This is a genomic window from Enterobacter sp. 725m/11 (genome assembly GCF_011683705.1).
Classification (GTDB): Bacteria; Pseudomonadota; Gammaproteobacteria; order Enterobacterales; family Enterobacteriaceae; genus Enterobacter; species Enterobacter bugandensis.
In genome coordinates this window covers 50,304-71,416 of the sequence record NZ_JAAQOK010000024.1, presented here as the reverse complement: position 1 = coordinate 71,416, position 21,113 = coordinate 50,304, and the positions used below count along the sequence as shown (strand labels likewise).

The window sequence follows — 21,113 nt, the reverse complement described above, 5'->3', positions numbered from 1 at the left end:
AGATGTGTATAAGAGACAGCTACAAGATTTTTAAAAATAGCACGCCGTTGACGAACAGCCTCGTTTAGAAATCGTTCGCGATGGTTCAGGAAATACTGAAAAAAATTATAAGGAATATTTAAGATGAAACTTAAATTAGTTGCAGTGGCAGTCACTTCCATGTTGGCAGCAGGCGTTGTAAACGCAGCTGAGATTTATAACAAAGACGGTAACAAGCTGGATCTGTACGGTAAAGTGACAGGTCTGCACTATTTCTCTGATGACGCAGGCGCAGACGGCGATAAAACCTACATGCGTATCGGCTTCAAGGGTGAAACCCAGGTTAACGACCAGCTGTCCGGTTACGGCCAGTGGGAATACCAGATTCAGGGTAACAAGGACGAAGGCGACAACCAGTCCTGGACCCGTGTGGCCTTCGCAGGTCTGAAGTTCGCTGAAGCCGGTTCATTCGATTACGGTCGTAACTACGGCGTGATTTACGACGTGACCTCCTGGACCGACGTTCTGCCAGAATTCGGCGGTGACACCTACGGTGCCGACAACTTCCTGCAGTCTCGTGCAAACGGCGTGGCAACTTACCGTAACCAGGACTTCTTCGGTCTGGTTGACGGCCTGAACTTTGCCCTGCAGTACCAGGGTAAAAACGGCAGCGTAAGCGGTGAAAACACCAACGGCCGCAGCCTGCTGAACCAGAACGGCGACGGCTACGGCGCGTCCCTGACTTACGATCTGGGTGAAGGCTTCAGCGTCGGTGGTGCAATGTCTTCCTCTCGCCGTACCGCTGACCAGAATGCGGCTGGCGTATACGGTGAAGGCGACCGCGCTGAAGTGTACAGCGGCGGCGTGAAGTACGACGCGAACAACGTTTACCTCGCGGCGCAGTACTCTCAGACCTATAACGCAACCCGTTTCGGCACCTCTAACGGTAACCGCAGCGACATCTACGGCTTTGCAAACAAGGCGCAAAACTTCGAAGTTGTGGCTCAGTATCAGTTCGACTTTGGCCTGCGTCCATCCATCGCTTACCTGCAGTCTAAAGGTAAAGACATCGAGAACTTCGGCGACCAGGATCTGGTTAAATACATTGATGTCGGCACCACCTACTATTTTAACAAAAACATGTCCACCTACGTGGATTACAAAATCAACCTGCTGGACGACAACCAGTTCACTCGCCAGGCAGGTATCGGTACCGACAACATCGTTGCGCTGGGTCTGACCTACCAGTTCTAAGATTTGTCATTACAAAAGCCAGCGTAACACGCTGGCTTTTTTTATCTTCCGCTTTTACCCGACAGACAACTCCCCGCCTGCCGCCCGACGCAGCCAGGTTTGCAGCAGCTTGCCGTCTTCGGTCATCTCTGAATCTGAGCGCACGCAGAGGTAATAATCGCGCCCGTCATCAATCGGTAAGTCAAATATCTTGACCAGCTCGCCGCTCTCAAGATATGGCGCAATCAGCGGCTCCCGCATGAGCGCACATCCCAGCCCTGCCTGAACGCCCGCCAGCGTCAACAGCCCGTCTTCAAACAGCGGGCCGCTGCGCCGGAGTGGACGTTTTACCCCCTGCAACAAAAACCATTGCGTCCAGCTAGTACGTTCTTCATCGTGCAGCAGCGGCATTTGCAGCAGCTGTTCAGGCGTGTCGATATGGCCATGAACGCGCAAAAACGCGCGGCTGCACACCGGCACCATCTGGCCGGAAATCAGCTTTTCACTCTGATACCCCGCCCACTGCCCGTTACCAAAACGAATCGACATATCCGACGCGTCGCTCAGATAGTTACGGTGATTGGCATACACCACGTTGATCTCGGTTTGGGGATTGGCGCGCATGAACGCAGGCAAGCGCGGGATAAACCACCCCATACCAAAAAGCGGAATCAGGCTGATGGTGACCTGACGCGTTTGCGCCTGCTCCGCCAGGTGCTCCGTCGCCTGGCGCAACACGTTAAAGGCCGCACGGATCGAGCGGTAATATTCCCGCCCGTGCTGGCTCAGCACCAGCCTGCGTCCCTGACGTTCCGTGAGCGGCATTTGCAGGTATCCTTCGAGCACCTTGAGCTGATGGCTGACGGCCGACGGAGAGATATCCAGCTCCTGCGCGGCCAGCGTGACGCTCCCCAGCCTGGCGATGGCCTCGAATGCACGTACGGCCCGAAGCGGCGGATCGTTTGCCAGGCGGCTCTCTGCAAACGCCGTCAGGCTCACCAATTGTTCTGTTTTATTCATATGTTGATTTCTTTAGGCTTTTTACCCAAAAGCAGGCATTAACTATTTTCATTTAAATCATAAACATAAAACAATATTTATTTATCATAAGAAATAATAGATGCATATTTTACAATTTAATTCATTTATTGGATGGTAGCCGCAGAACGAGCACTTTGCGGGTACAGACGTTGGATACACTCATACAACAACTGATCAACGGTGTGATGCTGGGAAGCATCTACGCGCTGATCGCGCTGGGCTATACCATGGTGTATGGCATTTTGCGCATTATTAACTTTGCCCACGGCGATATTCTGATGGTCGGCGCGCTCACCACGCTCTCCGCCATTAACGCCCTGAATAGCACCTTCCCGCATATGCCGCTGCTGTTGCAGCTCGGCGTTGCCCTGATGATTGCCATGGCCGTTTGCGCCCTGCTGGCCATGGCCGTGGAGCGCTTTGCCTACCGTCGACTGCGCAACGCACCGCGCCTGGCGCCGCTGATCTCGGGTATCGGCGTCTCCGTCCTGCTGCAAACCGTGGCGATGATTATCTGGACGCGCAACCCGCTGATGTTTCCGCAGATCCTGCCCATGGATCCGATTACCGTGACGTCAGGAAGTGAAATGCACCCTCCCGCCATCGTGACCGTTACCGGTATTGTCACCGTGGCGCTGGCGCTGGCGGTGATGACCGGGCTCTGGCTGCTGGTGGAATACACCCGCCTGGGGCGCGGCATGCGCGCCGTGGCGGAAAACCCGCGCGTGGCCACGCTGATGGGGGTTAACCCAAACGCCATTATCACCCTGACGTTTGCCATTGGCGGGGCGTTTGCCGCGCTGGCAGGCGTAATGATGGCCAGCAACTACGGTAACGCCAGCTTCTCGATGGGCTTTTTGCCCGGGATAAAAGCCTTTACCGCCGCCGTGCTGGGGGGCATTGGTAACATTCGGGGTGCCATGATTGGCGGCATCCTGCTCGGCATTATCGAAGCGCTGGGCGCAGGCTACCTGGGTGAACTGACCCACGGTGTATTTGGCAGCAACTATCAGGATGTCTTTGCCTTTATGGTGCTGATCCTGGTGCTGGTCTTCCGTCCGGCTGGCCTGCTGGGCGAGCGCGTGGCGCACAGGGCGTAAGGATTACCATGACAACACTTCAAATTCAGGCCCCGGCGACGACGCGCAAATTCTGGTCAGGCATGAGCCTGTTCTGCCTCGCGCTGCTGATTGCGCCCGTGGTGGCCACGCAGCTCGGCGGCAACTACTGGGTGCGCGTTATCGACTTCGCCCTGCTCTACATCATGCTGGCGCTCGGGCTCAATATTGTGGTCGGCTATACCGGCCTGCTGGACATGGGCTTTATCGCCTTTTACGCCGTCGGCGCCTACCTCGCGGCATTGATGGCCTCCCCACACCTGCTGGAGGTGTTTCCGATCCTCGGCGTCTGGTTCCCGGATGGGCTGCACACCTCGTATCTGCTCATTATTCCGCTGGCGGCCCTCGTGGCGGCAGTGTGCGGGATTTTACTCGGTGCGCCCACGCTGAAGCTGCGCGGGGACTACCTGGCGATAGTGACCCTCGGCTTTGGCGAAATTATCCGCATCCTGATGCGCAACCTCGACCGTCCGGTAAACATCACCAACGGCGCAAAGGGCATTACCGGGGTGGATACGCTGAACCTGTTCGGCCTGAAGTTTAGCGGCGTCTACCACTGGTTTGGTTTCAAAGTGCCCGCCCTGTGGCTGTGGTACTACCTGCTGATGCTGGTGATTGTAGCGATTATTTTTGTCTGCCTGCGCCTGCAGCATTCCCGTATTGGCCGCGCCTGGCACGCCATCCGCGAGGATGAAGACGTGGCCCGCGCGATGGGCATCAACGTGCGTAACTATAAGCTGCTCGCCTTTGCGATGGGCGCCTCCTTTGGCGGCATAGCAGGTGCGCTTTTCGGCGCGTTTCAGGGCTTTGTCTCCCCGGAATCCTTCACGCTGCAGGAGTCCATTGCCGTACTGGCGATGGTGGTGCTGGGCGGTATGGGGCACATACCGGGCGTGATCCTGGGCGCGGTACTGCTTACCGCCCTACCGGAACTGCTGCGCAGCCAGGCAGCGCCGGTTCAGCAGGCGCTGTTCGGTACGGTACTGATTGACCCGGAAGTGCTGCGCCAGCTGTTTTACGGTCTGGCACTGGTGCTGGTCATGCTGGTGCGCCCGTCAGGCCTCTGGCCGGTACGCCACAAGGAGGTGAAGGCATGAGCCTGTTAACCGTACGCAACATGTCAAAACGCTTCGGCGGGCTGACTGCCGTAGATGACGTTTCGATTACCGTTAACAGGGGGGAAATCTACGGGCTGATTGGCCCCAACGGCGCAGGAAAAACCACCTGCTTTAACCTGATCACCGGGCTTTATCCGGCGGACAGCGGTGAGTTTTCGATTGCCGATAAGCCCTACTTCCCAAAGCACATAGAGAAAGTCACCGCCGCCGGGATTGCCCGCACCTTCCAGAACGTGCGCCTCTTCAACGAGATGTCGGTGCTGGAAAACGTGATGGTGGGCCGCCACGTGCGCACCCGTAACGGCCTGTGGGCCGCGCTGAGCCGCCATAAACACGCCCGCGACGAAGAGAAGCAGACCCGCGAGCTGGCCTGGCACTGGCTGGACTATACCGGCATTGCGCAGTTCGCCCACTATCGCGCCTGCGATCTGGCCTATGGTCATCAGCGTCGCCTTGAAATCGCCCGCGCGCTGGCGACGGATCCGCTGCTGCTGGCGCTGGACGAGCCCGCCGCCGGAATGAACGCGGCGGAAAAAGTGGCGCTCGGCGAGCTGCTCATCCGCATCCGCGATGACGGCAAAACCCTGCTGATGATTGAACATGACGTCAAGCTGGTGATGGGCATCTGCGATCGCCTGACGGTGCTTGATTACGGTAAAACGCTCGCCAGCGGTACGCCGGAAAGCGTGCGGCGCGATCCGGCAGTGATCGCCGCCTGGCTTGGAGGTAACGCCCATGACTGAATTACTGAAGGTAGAACGTCTGGACGTGCATTACGGCGGCATTCAGGCCGTACGCGATGTCTCCTTTACCCTGCACGAGGGCGAACAGGCTACGCTGATCGGCGCTAACGGCGCGGGGAAAAGCTCCACCGTGCGCGCCATTACCGGGCTGGAAAGCTTTAGCGGCAGTATTGAATTCAACGGTAAGCCGGTCCGCAAACAGAGCCCGGAGACCCTGCTTCGCGACGGGCTGGTCATGGTTCCGGAGGGCCGCGGGATCTTCTCCCGCATGACGGTACTGGAAAACCTGCAGATGGGCGCCTGGCTCAGACGTGACACTGTCACCATTAAGCGCGAGATGAACGAGATTTTTGAACGCTTCCCGCGTCTGGGCGAGCGCCAGCATCAGCTTGCCGGGCTGCTGTCCGGCGGCGAGCAACAGCTGCTGGCCCTTAACCGCGCCCTCCTCAGCCGCCCGCGCCTGCTGATCCTCGACGAGCCGTCGATGGGCCTTGCCCCGAAGATGGTCGAGAACATATTTGCCGTTATCGCCGGGCTGCGCGAGCGCGGCGTCGCCCTGCTGCTGATCGAACAAAACGCCCGGCTCGCGCTGGAAGTGACCGACAGCGCGTGGGTGATGGACAGCGGCAGCATTGTTCATCATGGCGAATCGACAGCGCTGCTTAACGACGACCAGATTGCACACATTTATTTGGGCGAAATGCCCGTTTAACCACATCAGCCAACATCAGGGAAATACAATGAAAACAGTAAAAATCAGTGCGCTCAGCGCCGCTATTCTGCTCGGCGGTCTTGCCTCAACGTCCTCGTGGGCCGCCGACGGCGAAACCGTGGTGATCGGCCTGGCGGGGCCGCTGACCGGCCCGTCCGCCCGTATCGGGAAAGATCTGGAGAACGGCGCGCAACTGGCCATTGACGACATTAACAAGCAGCATCCGACCATCGGCGGCAAAGCGGTCACCTTCAAACTGCAGTCCGAAGACGATCAGTCTGACCCGCGCACTGCCGTAGCCGTCGCGCAGCGTCTGGTGGACAGCGATGTGGCGGGCGTGGTCGGCCACTGGAACACCGGCACCAGCATTCCAGCGGCCCGCGTTTATCACGATGCGGGCATCGCCCAGGTGGCACCGGTCGCGACCGGTCACGCCTATACGCAACAAGGTTTTGATACCAGCTTCCGCGTGATGGGACACGACGATGACGGCGGCCAGCTCGCCGGTCAGTACGCGGTTAACACCCTGAAAGCCAAACGCATTGCGGTAATCGACGACCGTACCGCCTTCGGTCAGGGGCTTGCGGACCAGTTTATTAAATCGCTGGAAGCCCAGGGCGTGAAAATTGTCGACCGTCAGTACGTGGATGACAAAACGGTCGATTTCAGCGCCGTGCTGACCGCCATCCGCAGTAAAAACGCCGATCTGATCTTCTTCGGCGGCGTCGACAGCCAGGCCGCACCGCTGGCTCGCCGCATTAAACAGCTGGGCATGAATGCCACGCTAATGGGCGCAGGCGGATTCGTCAGCCAGACGTTCCTGAAGCTGGCGCAGAAAGAAGGCGAAGGCGTTGTGGCGCTGGAGCCGGGCCTGCCCGTTGACCAGATGCCGGGTGGAAAGGCATTCGAACAGGCCTACCAGGCCCGCTACCACACTCATATCGAACTGCACGCCCCGTTCGCCTATGACGCCACCCGCGTGCTGGTTGCGGCGATGGAAAAAGCAGACTCCGTTGAGCCATCAGACTATCTGCCCGCCCTGCGCGCCATCAGCTATTCCGGCGTTACCGGACAGATCGCGTTTGATAAAGAGGGCAACCTGAAATCGCCGTCGTTCACGGTCTATAAGGTTGTCGACGGCAAATGGCAGCCGCAGACCGTGCTGGGCGGCGCAAAAGCGAAGTAACGCAGCGAGGCAATGTGATGAGTGATAATAATGAGCTGGGCATTCTCGCCCGCCGCAAAATTGAAGCTGAAATTATTAAGCCAATTTATGAAATCCTGGTGCGCGAGATAGGGAAAGCCCGCGCCCAGGCGGTGATTGGCGAGGCCATTGAGCAGGCCGCGATTGATGCTGGTAAAGGGTTTGCCAGCAAAGAACCCAACGGCGCGAACATCAAGAGCTTTATCGCCCTGCAGTATCTGTGGGAGAAAGATAACGCCCTGGACGTGAAGGTGATCGACGCTGACGACCAGCAGTACAACTACAACGTGACCCGCTGTCGCTACGCGGAGATGTACCACGAGATGGGGCTGGGCGAGATTGGTCATCTGCTCTCCTGCGCGCGCGATGAGAAATTCATCGTTGGCTATGCGCCGGACGTAGAGCTAACCCGCACCACGACCATTATGCAGGGCGGTGCGTGCTGTGATTTCCGCTACCGCAGCGGTAAGGACAAGCCATGATCCGCGTCAACGCCGAACGGCTGTGGTCAACGCTTGAGATGATGGCGCAGATCGGCGGCACGCCCGCCGGTGGCGTGACCCGTCTGGCACTGAGCGAGGAAGATCGTATTGCGCGTAACCTGCTGCGCGACTGGGCGCTGGACGCCGGTTTTACCTGTGACGTCGACAGCATGGGCAATATGTTTATCCGCCGCGCGGGGAAAAACCCGCAACTCGCGCCGGTCATGACCGGTTCGCACGTGGATACCCAGCCGCTGGGAGGGAACTACGACGGGGTTTACGGCGTGCTGGCCGGGCTGGAGCTGCTGCGCACCCTCAATGACCATCACCTTGAGACGGAGCGTGACATCGTGCTGGTCAACTGGACCAACGAAGAAGGCGCGCGCTTTGCGCCAGCCATGCTCGCTTCAGGGGTCTGGACGGGGCAATTTAGCGAAGCGTACGCCCATGCCCGCGCGGATAGCGACGGTATCAGCGTGGGTGAAGCGCTGGAAAGCATCGGCTACCGGGGTGAAGCCCCTGCCCGCGCGTTTCCGGTTCACGCCTGCTACGAGCTGCACATCGAACAGGGCCCGATTCTGGAAGATGAAGCCCTGGATATCGGGTTAGTCCGCGCGGCAATGGGCCAGCGCTGGTTTACCCTGACGCTGGACGGGTTTGCCGCCCACGCGGGCACCACGCCGATGCACAGCCGACGCGACGCGCTGACCGCGTTCTCGGAGCTGGCGCTGAAGGTGGAGGAGATTGGCTATCGGCACGCGCCGGACGGACGTGCGACGATCGGTATGGCGCAGGTTACGCCAAACTCGCGCAACGTCGTGCCGTCTCGGGTGGTCTGCAGCGTGGAGTTTCGCCATCCGGCGCTGACGGCACTGGAAGCCATGGAGGCGGCGCTGCATAAGGTGGCTGAAAGCCTGAGCCTGCGCGGGGTGGCGGCTGTCGTTGAGCGCATCTTTGATTACGCGCCCATCGCGTTTGATGCCGAATGTCTGGCCCGCACGGAGAAGGCCGTGGCGGAACTGGGCTACTCGGCGAAACCGATGGTCTCCGGCGCGGGACACGACACCTGCTATGTGAGCAAAATTGCCCCTGCCAGCATGATTTTTATTCCCTGCGTGAAGGGCATCAGCCATAACGAAGCGGAAAGGATCCTGCCAGAGTGGTCGGAGAAAGGGGCGAACGTGCTGTTGCACAGCGTCCTGTCCGCGGCCCAGGAAAAATAAACCGGGTGGCGCGACTCGGACAACCGCGCCCGTAGGCCCGGTAAGCGCAGCGTCACCGGGCGTGTTTTACGGCTTCGGCACCTTCGCCAGGCTAAACCAGATCCCCACTGCCAGCAACAGCAGCATTCCGCCCGCACTCCCCAGCGCCACGCTGTGGGAGGTAATAAACGCACTTTTCGCCGCCTCAATCACCGGCTCCGCGAGGGACGGCGTCAGCTCCTGCGCCACCTTCATCGCTTCACCAATGGATGACGAGGCTTTATCGACGAGCGAGGCATTCAGCCCCTGCGGCAGATCAATGGACGCCGAGAAGCTGCGGGTCAACAGCAGACCAAAAATAGCGATCCCCAGCCCGGCGCCCAGTTCATAGGACATGGTTTCAATCGCCCCTGCGGCAGCGGCTTTCTCCTTCGGCGCGGCAGCCATAATGGCGGAGGTCGAGGCCAGCAGCGCGCTTGCGGCGCTAAAGCCGAGCAGCACCATCAGCCCCCACGCCTGCCACTGCTGCGTGCTGAAGTCGAGCATCGACAGGCCAATAAAGCTGACGGCGCTGAGCCCCATGCCGCCCGCCGCGACGATGCGTAGCCCTAATCGCCCAACCAGCACGCCCGCGATCGGCCCGCTGAACCCGCTGGCGACCATCAGAGGCAGCATAAACATACCCGCTTCAAACGGCGTAAAGCCGTGAACAAACTGCAGCTCCTGGGCCATCAGCAGCTCAAACCCGACCAGGGCAATCATGGCGGTCATCGCCATTACCACGCCGCTCAGAATGATGCGATGGCAGAACAGGCGCATATCGATCATCGGCACGCGGGCGCGAAGCTGAATACGCACGAAGATAAACAGCAGCACCGAGCCGGTCACCAGCACGGAGGCAACCAGCCACGGCGACAGGACGCCTTTGAGCGCGGTTTTGGCACTGTAGACCAGCAGCAAAATCGCCACAATCAGCATGATGGCATGACTGATATTCAGCGGCTGCTCCGGTCGGCCCTGCTGACGGGGCACAAAACGCGCGGCCAGCGACACCACTACCAGCACAATCGGCACGTTGATTAAAAACACCGATCCCCAGTAAAAATGCTCGAGCAGCATACCGCCAATCAGCGGACCAAACGCCGCCCCGCCGGAACCCACTGCCGCCCAGACGCCGAGCGCGATATTGCGATCTTTCGCGTCGGTAAACAGCGTGCGGATCCCCGCAAGCGTAGCCGGAATGATCATTGCCGCACCGATCGCCAGCGAGGCGCGCGCCGCTATCAGCCACCCTGCCGACGGTGCAAACGCGGCCGCCAGGGACGACAGGCCAAACAGCGTGCTGCCGATCATTAGCAAGCGTTTAAAGCCAATGCGGTCACCCAGGGCACCCATCGGCAGCACCATCCCCGCCATCACCAGCGAGTAAATATCAATGATCCACAACAATTCGTTTCCGCTGGCACCCAGCGTCATGCTCAATGTCGGCGCCGCCACGTGCAGCACCGTCGCGTCAATCGCCACCGGGATGTACACCAGCACGATAATTACTAACGCTAACCACTGACGAAACATAAATTTCCTTTTCATTTTAAAAATGGACACATGTCCAGAATCCGATCCTACGTAAAGTTGAACGACTGTCCAGCTTTTTGTTACACTCGTTTCGGTCTTATTGAGAGTAGAGAAAAAATGCGCTATTTGAGCAAGGAAGAGCGGCGGGAAGCGATCTTACAGGCCGCGATGCGCGTGGCGCTGGCCGAGGGGCTGGCAGCCATGACGGTACGGCGCATTGCCGCAGAAGCGGGCGTCGCGACCGGGCAGGTCCACCACCACTTTGCCTCCGGCGGCGAGTTAAAATCGCTGGCGTTTGTGCGCGTGATCCGCGAGCTGCTGGATGCCGACGTGGTGGGTGAAAACGCCGGCTGGCGGGAACGGTTGCACAGCATGCTCGGCAGTGACGACGGTGGGCTTGAACCTTACATTCGCCTTTGGCGGGAAGCCCAAATTCTCGCCAGCCGTGATCCCGAGATCAAAGCGGCTTATGTCCTCACCATGGAGATGTGGCATCAGGAAACCGTGGCGATTATCCGCGCCGGGGCTGATGCCAACGCGTTCACGCTTACCGATCGGGCGGAAAATATCGCCTGGCGTTTAATAGGGCTGGTTTGTGGCCTGGATGGGATCACCGTATTAAATATGCCTGAAATGGACGATGCGGCATTTAATAAACATCTCGACAAACTTATCACGCTGGAATTGTTTTAATACTCCTTCCGGAGTATAAATTACGGAAAATGTTACAATTAGTAACACATTAAGCGAGCCCTTATTTTCATTCTAATCTCGGGGGTTCGCTTTTTTATCTATCCTTTCAGATGTATCCCAAAGCATCCCAAAAAACCAATTACACTTCTTTAATCATCTTTTTGTTTTTACTTCATTTTTCTCTCAAACATGGTAAGCAAGAGGGCGATATGTCGCAACAAAGTGATAAAAGTAATCCCCATCTGTTGAGTAACTGGAAACCTGAAAACGCGCAATTTTGGGAGAATAAAGGAAAACATATCGCACGAAGAAACCTATGGATTTCTGTAGCTTGCCTGCTATTAGCGTTTTGCGTGTGGATGTTATTTAGCGCCGTTGCGGTCAATCTGAATAAAGTCGGATTTAATTTCACCACCGATCAGCTTTTTATGCTAACGGCATTACCTTCACTCTCTGGCGCGATATTGCGCGTCCCCTACTCGTTTATGGTGCCAATATTTGGCGGACGCTACTGGACGGTATTGAGCACCGTTATCCTGATTATCCCCTGCGTCTGGCTGGGGATAGCCATTCAGGACACCGCGACACCTTACTGGGTCTTTATCGTGATTGCCCTGCTCTGCGGTTTTGCCGGGGCCAACTTTGCCTCCAGCATGGGTAACATCAGCTTCTTCTTCCCGAAGGCCAGACAGGGCAGCGCGCTGGGCATCAACGGCGGGTTGGGAAATCTGGGCGTCAGCGTGATGCAGCTGTTTGCTCCGCTGGTGATTTTCCTGCCAATGTTTACCTTCCTCGGCGTGCACGGCGTACCGCAGGAGGACGGCTCAACGATGTGGCTGGCCAATGCGGCCTGGGTCTGGGCGCCGCTGCTGCTGCTGGCAACCCTTGCGGCGTTTTTTGGCATGAACGATATCGCCAGCTCTAAAGCCTCTATCGCCAGCCAACTGCCGGTACTAAAGCGCTTTCACCTCTGGCTGCTGAGCCTGCTTTATCTTGCTACCTTCGGCTCGTTTATCGGCTTCTCGGCAGGCTTTGCCATGCTGTCGAAAACCCAGTTCCCGGACGTGAACATCCTGCACCTCGCTTTCTTTGGCCCCCTGATCGGCGCGCTGGCGCGTTCGGCGGGCGGGATGGTCTCTGACAGGCTGGGCGGCGTGCGCGTCACGCTGATTAACTTCGTCTTTATGGCTATCTTCAGCGCCCTGATCTTCCTGACGCTCCCCGGCTCTGGCTCCGGCAGCTTTATCGCCTTCTACCTGGTCTTTATGGGCTTGTTCCTCACCGCCGGGCTGGGCAGCGGTTCGACCTTCCAGATGATCGCGATTATCTTTCGCCAAATCACCCTCGACCGCGTCAAGAAGCAGGGCGGCACGGACGAACAGGCGCAGCATGAAGCGGTGACGGAGACCGCCGCCGCGCTGGGCTTTATCTCCGCCATCGGTGCCGTTGGCGGGTTCTTCATTCCCAAAGCTTTTGGCACCTCGCTGGCGATGACCGGATCGCCGGTTGGGGCCATGAAGGTCTTCCTCGTGTTTTACATCGTCTGCGTGTTGGTCACCTGGCTGGTGTATGGCCGTAAATCCTCAAAAAAATAAAAACTACATCTTCGCCGGAGCGTGATGCATCGCACTCCGGCCATGCTATCGAAGCAGGAGAAATGTCATGAGCAAACTGCTGGACCGCTTCCGTTACTTCAAAACAAAAGGCGACAGTTTCGCCGATGGGCACGGGCAGGTGTATCACACCAACCGCGACTGGGAGGACAGCTACCGCCAGCGCTGGCAGTTCGACAAGATTGTGCGATCCACCCACGGGGTAAACTGTACCGGCTCCTGTAGCTGGAAGATTTATGTCAAAAACGGCCTGGTGACCTGGGAAACCCAGCAGACCGACTACCCCCGCACCCGCCCTGACCTGCCCAATCACGAGCCGCGCGGCTGCCCGCGAGGTGCAAGCTACTCCTGGTACCTCTACAGCGCCAACCGCCTTAAGTACCCGCTGGTGCGCCGCAGGCTGATTGAGCTCTGGCGCGAGGCGCTGGCGCAGCATACCGATCCGGTGCTGGCCTGGGATGCCATCCAGAACGATCCGCAAAAGGCGCAAAGCTACAGGAAGGCGCGGGGTAAAGGCGGGTTTATCCGCTCAAACTGGAAAGAGCTGAACCAGCTGATCGCCGCCGCTAACGTCTGGACCATCAAAAACTACGGCCCGGACCGCGTGGCCGGTTTTTCGCCTATTCCGGCGATGTCGATGGTCTCCTACGCCGCCGGAACGCGCTATCTCTCCTTGCTGGGCGGCACCTGCCTGAGCTTCTACGACTGGTACTGCGACCTGCCGCCGGCGTCGCCGATGACCTGGGGCGAGCAGACCGACGTGCCGGAGTCCGCCGACTGGTACAACTCCAGCTATATCATTGCCTGGGGCTCGAACGTGCCGCAGACGCGTACTCCGGACGCCCACTTCTTTACCGAGGTGCGCTACAAAGGCACCAAGACCGTTGCGATTACGCCGGACTTCTCGGAGGTCGCCAAGCTCAGCGACCAGTGGCTGGCCCCCAAACAGGGCACCGACAGCGCCCTCGCCATGGCGATGGGCCACGTCATCCTCAAAGAGTTCCACCTCGATAACCCGAGCGATTACTTCCTTAACTACTGCCGCCGCTACACCGACATGCCGATGCTCGTGCTGCTGGACGAGCAGGCTGACGGTCGCGTGGTGCCGGGCCGGATGCTGCGCGCCTCCGATCTCGTCGACGGACTGGGGGAGGCCAATAACCCAGAGTGGAAGACCGTCGCCTTCGATATCGCCGGTAACCTGGTGGTGCCAAACGGCTCGATCGGCTTCCGCTGGGGGGAAAAAGGCAAATGGAACCTGGAGCCTCAGGCTGCGGGCCATGAAACAGAACTCACACTCTCCCTGCTGATTACCCACGACAGCGTGGCGGACGTCGCGTTCCCCTACTTTGGCGGCAACGAAAACCCGCATTTTCGCAGCGTGAAGCAGGAGCCGGTGCTGACGCGCCGCGTGCCGAGCAAAACCCTGACGCTCGCCGACGGCAGCGAGAAGCGAGTGGTCAGCGTTTACGATCTGGTGCTGGCTAACTACGGTCTCGATCGCGGCCTGGAAGACAGTAACGCCGCAGACAGCTATGACCAGATCAAAGCCTACACGCCCGCCTGGGGCGAGCAGATCACCGGCGTGCCCGCGTACCTGATCGAAAAAATTGCCCGCGAGTTCGCCGACACGGCGCACAAAACGCACGGTCGCTCGATGATCATTCTGGGTGCCGGGGTAAACCACTGGTACCACATGGACATGAACTACCGTGGGATGATCAATATGCTGGTCTTCTGCGGCTGCGTCGGGCAGAGCGGCGGCGGCTGGTCCCACTATGTCGGCCAGGAGAAGCTCCGCCCGCAAACCGGCTGGCTGCCGCTGGCCTTCGCGCTGGACTGGAACCGCCCGCCGCGCCAGATGAACAGCACCTCGTTCTTCTACAACCACGCCAGCCAGTGGCGCTACGAGAAGCTCACTGCGCAGGAGCTGCTCTCCCCGCTGGCGGACGCGTCGAAGTTCACCGGACATCTGATCGACTTTAACGTTCGCGCCGAGCGCATGGGCTGGCTGCCGTCGGCCCCGCAGCTCAACCTCAACCCGCTGCATGTCAAGGCGCGTGCGGACGCGGCGGGCATGACGCCGCAGGAGTACACCGTTCAGGCGTTGAAATCGGGCGATATCCGCTTCGCCTGCGAACAGCCGGACAACGGCAAGAACCACCCGCGCAACTTGTTCGTCTGGCGCTCTAACCTGCTCGGCTCGTCCGGGAAAGGCCACGAGTACATGCTGAAATACCTGCTCGGCACCGAGAGCGGCATTCAGGGTGAAGATTTAGGCTCAACGGATGACGTGAAGCCTGAAGAGGTGGAGTGGCAAACCGCCGCCATCGAGGGCAAGCTCGACCTGCTGGTGACGCTCGATTTCCGCATGTCCAGCACCTGCCTGTTCTCCGATATCGTCCTGCCGACCGCCACCTGGTATGAAAAGGACGACATGAATACCTCGGACATGCACCCGTTTATTCATCCGCTTTCCGCCGCCGTTGACCCGGCGTGGGAATCGCGCAGCGACTGGGAGATCTACAAAGGCATCGCCAAAGTCTTCTCCGAGGTGTGCGTTGGCCATCTGGGCACAGAAACCGACGTGGTGCTCCAGCCGCTGCAGCATGACTCCCCGGCGGAGCTGTCGCAGCCGTTTGATATTCAGGACTGGCGCAAAGGGGAATGTGACCTGATCCCCGGTAAAACGGCACCGAACATCGCGGTGGTCGAGCGTAACTACCCGGAAACTTACGAACGCTTCACCGCCCTCGGCCCGCTGATGGACAAGCTCGGCAACGGCGGGAAAGGCATTTCGTGGAACACGCAGAACGAGGTCGATTTCCTCGGCAAGCTGAACTACGTCAAGCTCGACGGCCCGGCGAAAGGCCGCCCGCGCATTGAAACCGCCATTGACGCCTCGGAGGTTATCCTCGCCCTCGCCCCGGAAACTAACGGACAGGTGGCGGTGAAGGCCTGGGAAGCGCTCGGGGAACTGACCGGGCGCGACCACACCCATCTGGCGCTGAACAAGGAAGACGAGAAAATCCGCTTCCGCGACATTCAGGCGCAGCCGCGCAAAATCATCTCCAGCCCGACGTGGTCCGGCCTTGAGAGCGAGCACGTCTCCTATAACGCGGGCTATACCAACGTCCACGAGCTGATCCCGTGGCGCACCCTTTCGGGCCGCCAGCAGCTGTATCAGGATCATCCGTGGATGCGCGCCTTCGGGGAGAGCCTGGTGGCCTATCGCCCACCGATTGATACCCGCAGCGTGACCCACATGCGCGAGATCCCGCCGAACGGCTTCCCGGAAAAAGCGCTGAACTTCCTGACGCCGCACCAGAAATGGGGCATCCACTCCACCTACAGCGAAAACCTGCTGATGCAGACCCTGTCGCGCGGGGGGCCCATCGTCTGGATCAGCGAAACCGACGCCCGCGAGCTGGGCATAGAGGACAACGACTGGATCGAAGCCTTCAACGCCAACGGCGCCCTCACCGCCCGCGCGGTGGTCAGCCAGCGCGTGCCGCCAGGCATGACCATGATGTACCACGCCCAGGAGCGCATCCTGAACATTCCGGGGTCAGAAGTGACCGGACGGCGCGGCGGGATCCACAACTCGGTCACCCGCGTCTGCCCAAAACCGACGCACATGATCGGCGGCTATGCCCAACTGGCGTACAGCTTCAACTATTACGGCACCGTCGGCTCGAACCGCGACGAGTTCATCATGATCCGCAAAATGAAAAATATTAACTGGCTGGACGGCGAAGGTCGGGATCAGGTACAGGAGGCGAAAAAATGAAAATACGCTCACAGGTTGGCATGGTTCTGAATCTCGATAAATGCATCGGCTGCCACACCTGCTCGGTCACCTGCAAGAACGTCTGGACCGGGCGCGAAGGGATGGAGTATGCGTGGTTTAACAACGTGGAGACCAAACCGGGGATTGGCTACCCGAAAAACTGGGAAGATCAGGAGGAGTGGCAAGGCGGATGGATCCGCGGCATTCACGGCAAGCTGACCCCGCGCCTCGGTGGCAAAATGGGCGTGCTGTCGAAGATTTTCGCCAACCCCGTCCTGCCGCAGATTGACGATTATTACGAACCCTTCACCTTTGACTATCAGGATCTGCACCGCGCGCCGGAGGGGGAGCATCTCCCTACCGCCCGCCCCCGCTCGCTGATCGACGGCAAGCGGATGGACAAAATCGTCTGGGGGCCAAACTGGGAGGAACTGCTGGGCGGCGAGTTCGAAAAGCGCGCCCGCGACCGCAACTTCCAGAAGATCCAGAAGGAGATGTACGGCCAGTTTGAAAACACCTTCATGATGTATCTGCCGCGCCTGTGCGAGCACTGCCTGAACCCGAGCTGCGTGGCCACCTGCCCGAGCGGCGCGATTTACAAGCGCGAAGAGGACGGCATTGTGCTGATCGACCAGGATAAATGTCGCGGCTGGCGCCTGTGCATCAGCGGCTGCCCGTACAAGAAAATCTACTTCAACTGGAAAAGCGGCAAGTCAGAAAAATGCATCTTCTGCTACCCGCGCATTGAGTCCGGCCAGCCGACTGTCTGCTCGGAAACCTGCGTCGGACGCATCCGTTATCTCGGCGTGCTGCTGTACGACGCGGACCGTATTGAAGAGGCCGCCAGCACCGAGCATGAAACAGATCTGTACGAGCGCCAGTGTGACGTGTTCCTCAACCCGAACGATCCGGCGGTGATTGAGGAAGCGCTGAAACAGGGCATCCCGCAGAACGTGATTGATGCCGCCCAGCGTTCGCCGGTCTACAAGATGGCGATGGACTGGAAACTGGCCCTGCCGCTGCATCCGGAATACCGCACCCTGCCGATGGTCTGGTACGTGCCGCCGCTGTCGCCGATTCAGTCCTACGCGGATGCGGGCGGCCTGCCGCAGAGTGACGGCGTCCTGCCTGCCGTGGAAAGCCTGCGCATTCCGGTGCAGTACCTGGCAAACATGCTCAGCGCGGGCGATACCGGCCCGGTGCTGCGCGCCCTGAAGCGCATGATGGCGATGCGTCACTATAAACGCTCCCAGACCGTGGAAGGCGTGACCGATACCCGCGCCATTGAGGAAGTGGGCCTGACCGAAGCGCAGGTTGAGGAGATGTACCGCTATCTCGCCATCGCTAACTACGAAGATCGCTTCGTGATCCCGACCAGCCACCGCGAAATGGCGCGCGACGCCTTCCCGGAGAAAAACGGCTGCGGCTTCACCTTTGGCGACGGCTGCCACGGCTCCGACACCAAATTCAACCTCTTCAACAGCAGCCGCATCGACGCGATTAACATCACCGAAGTGCGCGAACACGGGGAGGGAGAATAATGCAGATCCTTAAAATCATCGCGCTGCTGATTGAGTATCCCGATGAGCTGCTGTGGGAAAACCGCGATGAGGCGCTTTCCCTGGTTGAGCAGGACGCGCCCATGCTGCTGCCGTTTGCCCGGCAGCACCTGAGCGCCCCGCTGCTGGATAAACAGGCCGAATGGTGCGAAGTGTTTGAACGCGGGCGCGCAACGTCGTTGCTGCTGTTCGAGCACGTTCACGCCGAGTCCCGCGATCGTGGTCAGGCGATGGTCGATCTGATGAGCCAGTATGAGAAAGCCGGGCTGGAGCTGGACTGCCGCGAGCTGCCCGACTATCTGCCGCTCTACCTGGAATACCTCAGCCTCGTCACCGACGACGAGGCGCGTGAAGGATTGCAAAATGTCGCGCCGATCCTGGCGCTGATTGGTGGTCGCCTCAAGCAGCGCGGCGTGGCGCATTACCAGCTGTTTGACGCCTTGCTGACGATGGCCGGTACACGTCTTTCCAGCGACAGCGTGGCGAAGCAGGTGTCCGGTGAAAAACGGGATGATACCCGTCAGGCGCTGGACGCCGTGTGGGAAGAGGAACAGGTGAAGTTTATCGAAGACAACGCCACATCGTGCGACAGTTCGCCGATGCAGCAATATCAACGACGCTTTAGCCAGGACGTCGCGCCGCAGTACGTGAACGTCAGCGCCGGAGGCCCAAAATGACGCATTACCTGAACGTGTTTTTCTATGATATTTACCCCTATATCTGTGCTACCGTCTTTTTCCTCGGCAGCTGGCTGCGCTACGACTACGGGCAATACACCTGGCGGGCCTCATCGAGCCAGATGCTCAGCAAGCGCGGGATGAACTGGGCCTCTAACCTGTTTCATATCGGGATTCTGGGGATCTTCTTCGGGCACCTGTTCGGCATGTTAACCCCGCACTGGATGTACGCCTGGTTTTTACCCGTCGCGGTTAAACAGCAGCTGGCCATGATTGCGGGAGGCATTTGCGGCGTACTGACGCTGATTGGTGGGTCAATGCTGCTGATCCGCCGCCTCTTCAACCAGCGGGTACGCGCCACGTCCACCACGCCGGATATTATCATCATGAGTATCCTGCTGCTTCAGTGCATCCTCGGGCTGTCGACCATTCCTTTCTCCGCGCAATATCCTGACGGAAGCGAGATGATGAAGCTGGTCGGCTGGGCGCAGGGGATCGTGACGTTTAAGGGGGGTTCGTCGGAGATGTTGAGCGGCGTCGCGCCGATCTTCCGCGTGCATTTGGTGCTGGGGATGACGATCTTCCTCATCTTCCCGTTCACCCGTCTGGTACACGTGTGGAGCGCGCCGTTTGAGTATTTTACCCGTCGGTATCAGGTGGTGAGATCGCGCCGTTGATTTTGTCGGGTGCGGCTACGCCTTACCCGACCTACGTTCACACTCCCGTAGGCCCGGTAAGGCGTAGCCGCCACCGGGCTATTTCCCTGCCTGCGGATGCGTATCAAACCCCGCCATCACTGCCGTCAGCTCGGCCAGTGTAAAGCCGTGCTTCGGATCATCAACGCCAAGGCCAAACCGCTCCTGCATCAGCTTATACAGCGCCTCCGCATCCGGCAAATGGATCTGCTCCTCCACGTGACCGTTCTGCCAGTGGGTAAAGTTGAAGTTAGTCAGCGTCAGCTTGCCGCCGTCCGGCAGGTGGCGACACATCAGCAGATGATGACGAAAATGGGACTGCGGCCAGTGCGCCGACCAGAAGTTCCCCATCACGTAATCGCTGAAATACTGCGTCGTCAGGTCAAAGTGGTACATCGACTGCCAGTGCTCGTGGTGACGGAACTGTAATACCCAGTCGTTACCCTCGCTCAGAAGACGGTACATGCCGTGCGGGGTTTCCTGTTCCTCGTTGGCGAGCAGGCGAATCGGCGCCGTCAGCGTCTGTCCACCAAACCCCACGTCGGCAATCCAGCGCTCGCCGTTCAGCTCAACCAGCAGCAGGCGGTGCGTGCGCGGCGGCATTTGCGATGGATTTGCCAGTACGACCCGCCCCAGCACGCTGCGCACGTTAAACCCGACTTCACGCAACACGCGCTCGAAAAGGCCGTTTTGCTCAAAGCAATATCCTCCGCGTCGCGCCGTCACCAGCTTGTCGACCAGACATTGATCGTCAAGATGGATTTCGCGCGGCAGGACGACATCAATATTTTCGAACGGGATCGCACAGTTGTGGTGTAAATGCAGCGCGCGCAGGGTTTCGATATCAACCCGTGTCGGTTGCGCCCACCCAATGCGGGCAAAATAGTCAGTCAGAAAGGGGGACATACATCATTTTCCTTTGATTGTGATGTTCTGTTTATAAACTAATTTTACGCACTCACTTTGATTTACGTGCTTTTTCGTCATACTCATCGTTACAGATGAGGAGATCCTATGAGCCACTTTCGCCCTGTTGAATTACGTCATGCCAGCCGTCTGCTGAACCACGGCCCTACCGTGCTGATCACCAGCCGCGATGAAACCCTGGACAGACGTAACGTTATGGCCGCCGCATGGTCAATGCCCGTTGAGTTTGAACCGCCGCGCATCGCGATTGTGGTGGATAAAAGTACCTGGTCACGTGAGCTGATTGAGCACAGCGGGAAGTTTGGCATCGTCATCCCCGGCGTGGCGGCAGCTAACTGGACATACGCTGTCGGCAGCGTCAGCGGGCGCGACGAGGACAAATTCAACTGCTACGGGATCCCGGTCGTGAACGGCCCTGAGCTCGGGCTGCCGGTGATTGAAGAAAAATGTCTGGCGTGGATGGAGTGCCGATTACTTCCCGTCACCTCTGCGGCAGAGAAATACGACACGCTGTTTGGAGAAGTGGTTTCAGCGGCAGCCGATGAGCGCGCGTTTGTCGCCGGGCGCTGGCAGTTTGACGGGGATAAGTTGAATACCCTGCATCATTTAGGGGCTGGGACGTTTGTGGCGAGCGGAAAGATGGTGAAGGCGCTGGATTGATTTCCTAAATTATATCCTACTGAATTATAGCGAATTTCTATGGCATTTTATGTTTACTATTGCGTTCTAAAACGGAGGATATTTCCTGAGTT

General features: G+C 58.8%; 18 protein-coding genes. 15 read left to right on the top strand and 3 right to left on the bottom strand.

All coding sequences use genetic code 11. The annotated features are described in order from the left end of the window. Window positions 1-123: 123 nt before the first annotated feature. On the top strand, window positions 124-1,233 hold the full coding sequence (locus tag HBA26_RS12405) for a porin OmpC (protein WP_028013256.1): 1,110 nt from the start codon (window positions 124-126) through the stop codon (window positions 1,231-1,233). 54 nt (window positions 1,234-1,287) lie between these two features. On the opposite strand, the gene HBA26_RS12400 is transcribed toward HBA26_RS12405, so the two are convergent. Then, window positions 1,288-2,232 (bottom strand): LysR substrate-binding domain-containing protein, encoded by a 945-nt coding sequence (locus tag HBA26_RS12400; protein ID WP_047368617.1) that lies wholly within the window; start codon window positions 2,230-2,232, stop codon window positions 1,288-1,290. Window positions 2,233-2,402: 170 nt separating this feature from the next. Here HBA26_RS12400 and HBA26_RS12395 point away from each other — a divergent pair, with 170 nt between their 5' ends. From HBA26_RS12395 to HBA26_RS12365, 7 genes are read left to right on the top strand one after another with little or no spacing between them, the layout of a single operon-like run. Next, complete coding sequence (locus HBA26_RS12395) at window positions 2,403-3,353, top strand: branched-chain amino acid ABC transporter permease (RefSeq protein WP_045260595.1); 951 nt, start codon at window positions 2,403-2,405, stop codon at window positions 3,351-3,353. 8 nt (window positions 3,354-3,361) lie between these two features. Next, window positions 3,362-4,468, top strand: coding sequence for an ABC transporter ATP-binding protein (locus HBA26_RS12390; RefSeq protein ID WP_028013259.1), 1,107 nt, complete (start codon window positions 3,362-3,364; stop codon window positions 4,466-4,468). Continuing rightward, on the top strand, window positions 4,465-5,232 hold the full coding sequence (locus HBA26_RS12385; RefSeq protein WP_126345500.1) for an ABC transporter ATP-binding protein: 768 nt from the start codon (window positions 4,465-4,467) through the stop codon (window positions 5,230-5,232). The genes HBA26_RS12390 and HBA26_RS12385 overlap by 4 nt, the downstream gene beginning before the upstream one ends. Continuing rightward, window positions 5,225-5,944: an ABC transporter ATP-binding protein gene (locus HBA26_RS12380; protein WP_126345499.1), complete on the top strand. Its 720-nt coding sequence runs from the start codon at window positions 5,225-5,227 to the stop codon at window positions 5,942-5,944. The genes HBA26_RS12385 and HBA26_RS12380 overlap by 8 nt, the downstream gene beginning before the upstream one ends. 28 nt (window positions 5,945-5,972) lie before the next feature. After that, window positions 5,973-7,130 carry a branched-chain amino acid ABC transporter substrate-binding protein gene (locus tag HBA26_RS12375; protein WP_041909827.1) on the top strand — a complete coding sequence of 386 codons (1,158 nt, stop codon included), beginning with the start codon at window positions 5,973-5,975 and terminating at the stop codon, window positions 7,128-7,130. A gap of 17 nt (window positions 7,131-7,147) precedes the next feature. Further along, window positions 7,148-7,630, top strand: a complete 483-nt coding sequence (locus HBA26_RS12370; RefSeq protein ID WP_028013263.1) for an L-2-amino-thiazoline-4-carboxylic acid hydrolase — start codon at window positions 7,148-7,150, stop codon at window positions 7,628-7,630. After that, a complete protein-coding gene (locus tag HBA26_RS12365) occupies window positions 7,627-8,853 on the top strand; it encodes a Zn-dependent hydrolase (protein ID WP_126345498.1) in 1,227 nt (408 codons plus the stop codon). Before HBA26_RS12370 ends, HBA26_RS12365 begins: the two co-directional genes overlap by 4 nt. A gap of 66 nt (window positions 8,854-8,919) precedes the next feature. On the opposite strand, the gene HBA26_RS12360 is transcribed toward HBA26_RS12365, so the two are convergent. Further along, the gene (locus tag HBA26_RS12360) at window positions 8,920-10,407 is read right to left on the bottom strand and encodes an MFS transporter (RefSeq protein ID WP_126345497.1); all 1,488 of its coding nucleotides are present in this window, start codon (window positions 10,405-10,407) and stop codon (window positions 8,920-8,922) included. A gap of 117 nt (window positions 10,408-10,524) precedes the next feature. On the opposite strand from HBA26_RS12360, the gene HBA26_RS12355 reads away from it, so the two are divergent. From HBA26_RS12355 to narI, 6 genes are all read left to right on the top strand, one after another. After that, complete coding sequence (locus HBA26_RS12355; RefSeq protein WP_028013266.1) at window positions 10,525-11,100, top strand: TetR family transcriptional regulator; 576 nt, start codon at window positions 10,525-10,527, stop codon at window positions 11,098-11,100. Between the two features lie 209 nt (window positions 11,101-11,309). Continuing rightward, on the top strand, window positions 11,310-12,695 hold the full coding sequence (locus tag HBA26_RS12350; RefSeq protein WP_048958773.1) for a NarK family nitrate/nitrite MFS transporter: 1,386 nt from the start codon (window positions 11,310-11,312) through the stop codon (window positions 12,693-12,695). Window positions 12,696-12,762: 67 nt separating this feature from the next. Beyond that, window positions 12,763-16,503 carry a nitrate reductase subunit alpha gene (locus HBA26_RS12345; RefSeq protein ID WP_063942411.1) on the top strand — a complete coding sequence of 1,247 codons (3,741 nt, stop codon included), beginning with the start codon at window positions 12,763-12,765 and terminating at the stop codon, window positions 16,501-16,503. Next, window positions 16,500-18,044 (top strand): nitrate reductase subunit beta, encoded by a 1,545-nt coding sequence (narH, locus tag HBA26_RS12340; protein ID WP_041909817.1) that lies wholly within the window; start codon window positions 16,500-16,502, stop codon window positions 18,042-18,044. The genes HBA26_RS12345 and narH overlap by 4 nt, the downstream gene beginning before the upstream one ends. Further along, window positions 18,044-18,739: a nitrate reductase molybdenum cofactor assembly chaperone gene (gene narW / locus HBA26_RS12335; RefSeq protein WP_166720911.1), complete on the top strand. Its 696-nt coding sequence runs from the start codon at window positions 18,044-18,046 to the stop codon at window positions 18,737-18,739. The genes narH and narW overlap by 1 nt, the downstream gene beginning before the upstream one ends. Next, window positions 18,736-19,416 carry a respiratory nitrate reductase subunit gamma gene (narI, locus tag HBA26_RS12330; protein ID WP_022648214.1) on the top strand — a complete coding sequence of 227 codons (681 nt, stop codon included), beginning with the start codon at window positions 18,736-18,738 and terminating at the stop codon, window positions 19,414-19,416. The genes narW and narI overlap by 4 nt, the downstream gene beginning before the upstream one ends. A gap of 78 nt (window positions 19,417-19,494) precedes the next feature. Here the strand turns inward: narI and nhoA are convergent, their stop codons facing one another. Further along, window positions 19,495-20,340: an N-hydroxyarylamine O-acetyltransferase gene (nhoA, locus tag HBA26_RS12325; RefSeq protein ID WP_088205495.1), complete on the bottom strand. Its 846-nt coding sequence runs from the start codon at window positions 20,338-20,340 to the stop codon at window positions 19,495-19,497. A 108-nt stretch (window positions 20,341-20,448) separates the two neighbouring features. Between nhoA and HBA26_RS12320 the strand changes: the two genes are divergently transcribed. After that, window positions 20,449-21,021, top strand: coding sequence for a flavin reductase family protein (locus tag HBA26_RS12320; RefSeq protein WP_028013271.1), 573 nt, complete (start codon window positions 20,449-20,451; stop codon window positions 21,019-21,021). Window positions 21,022-21,113 lie beyond the last annotated feature (92 nt).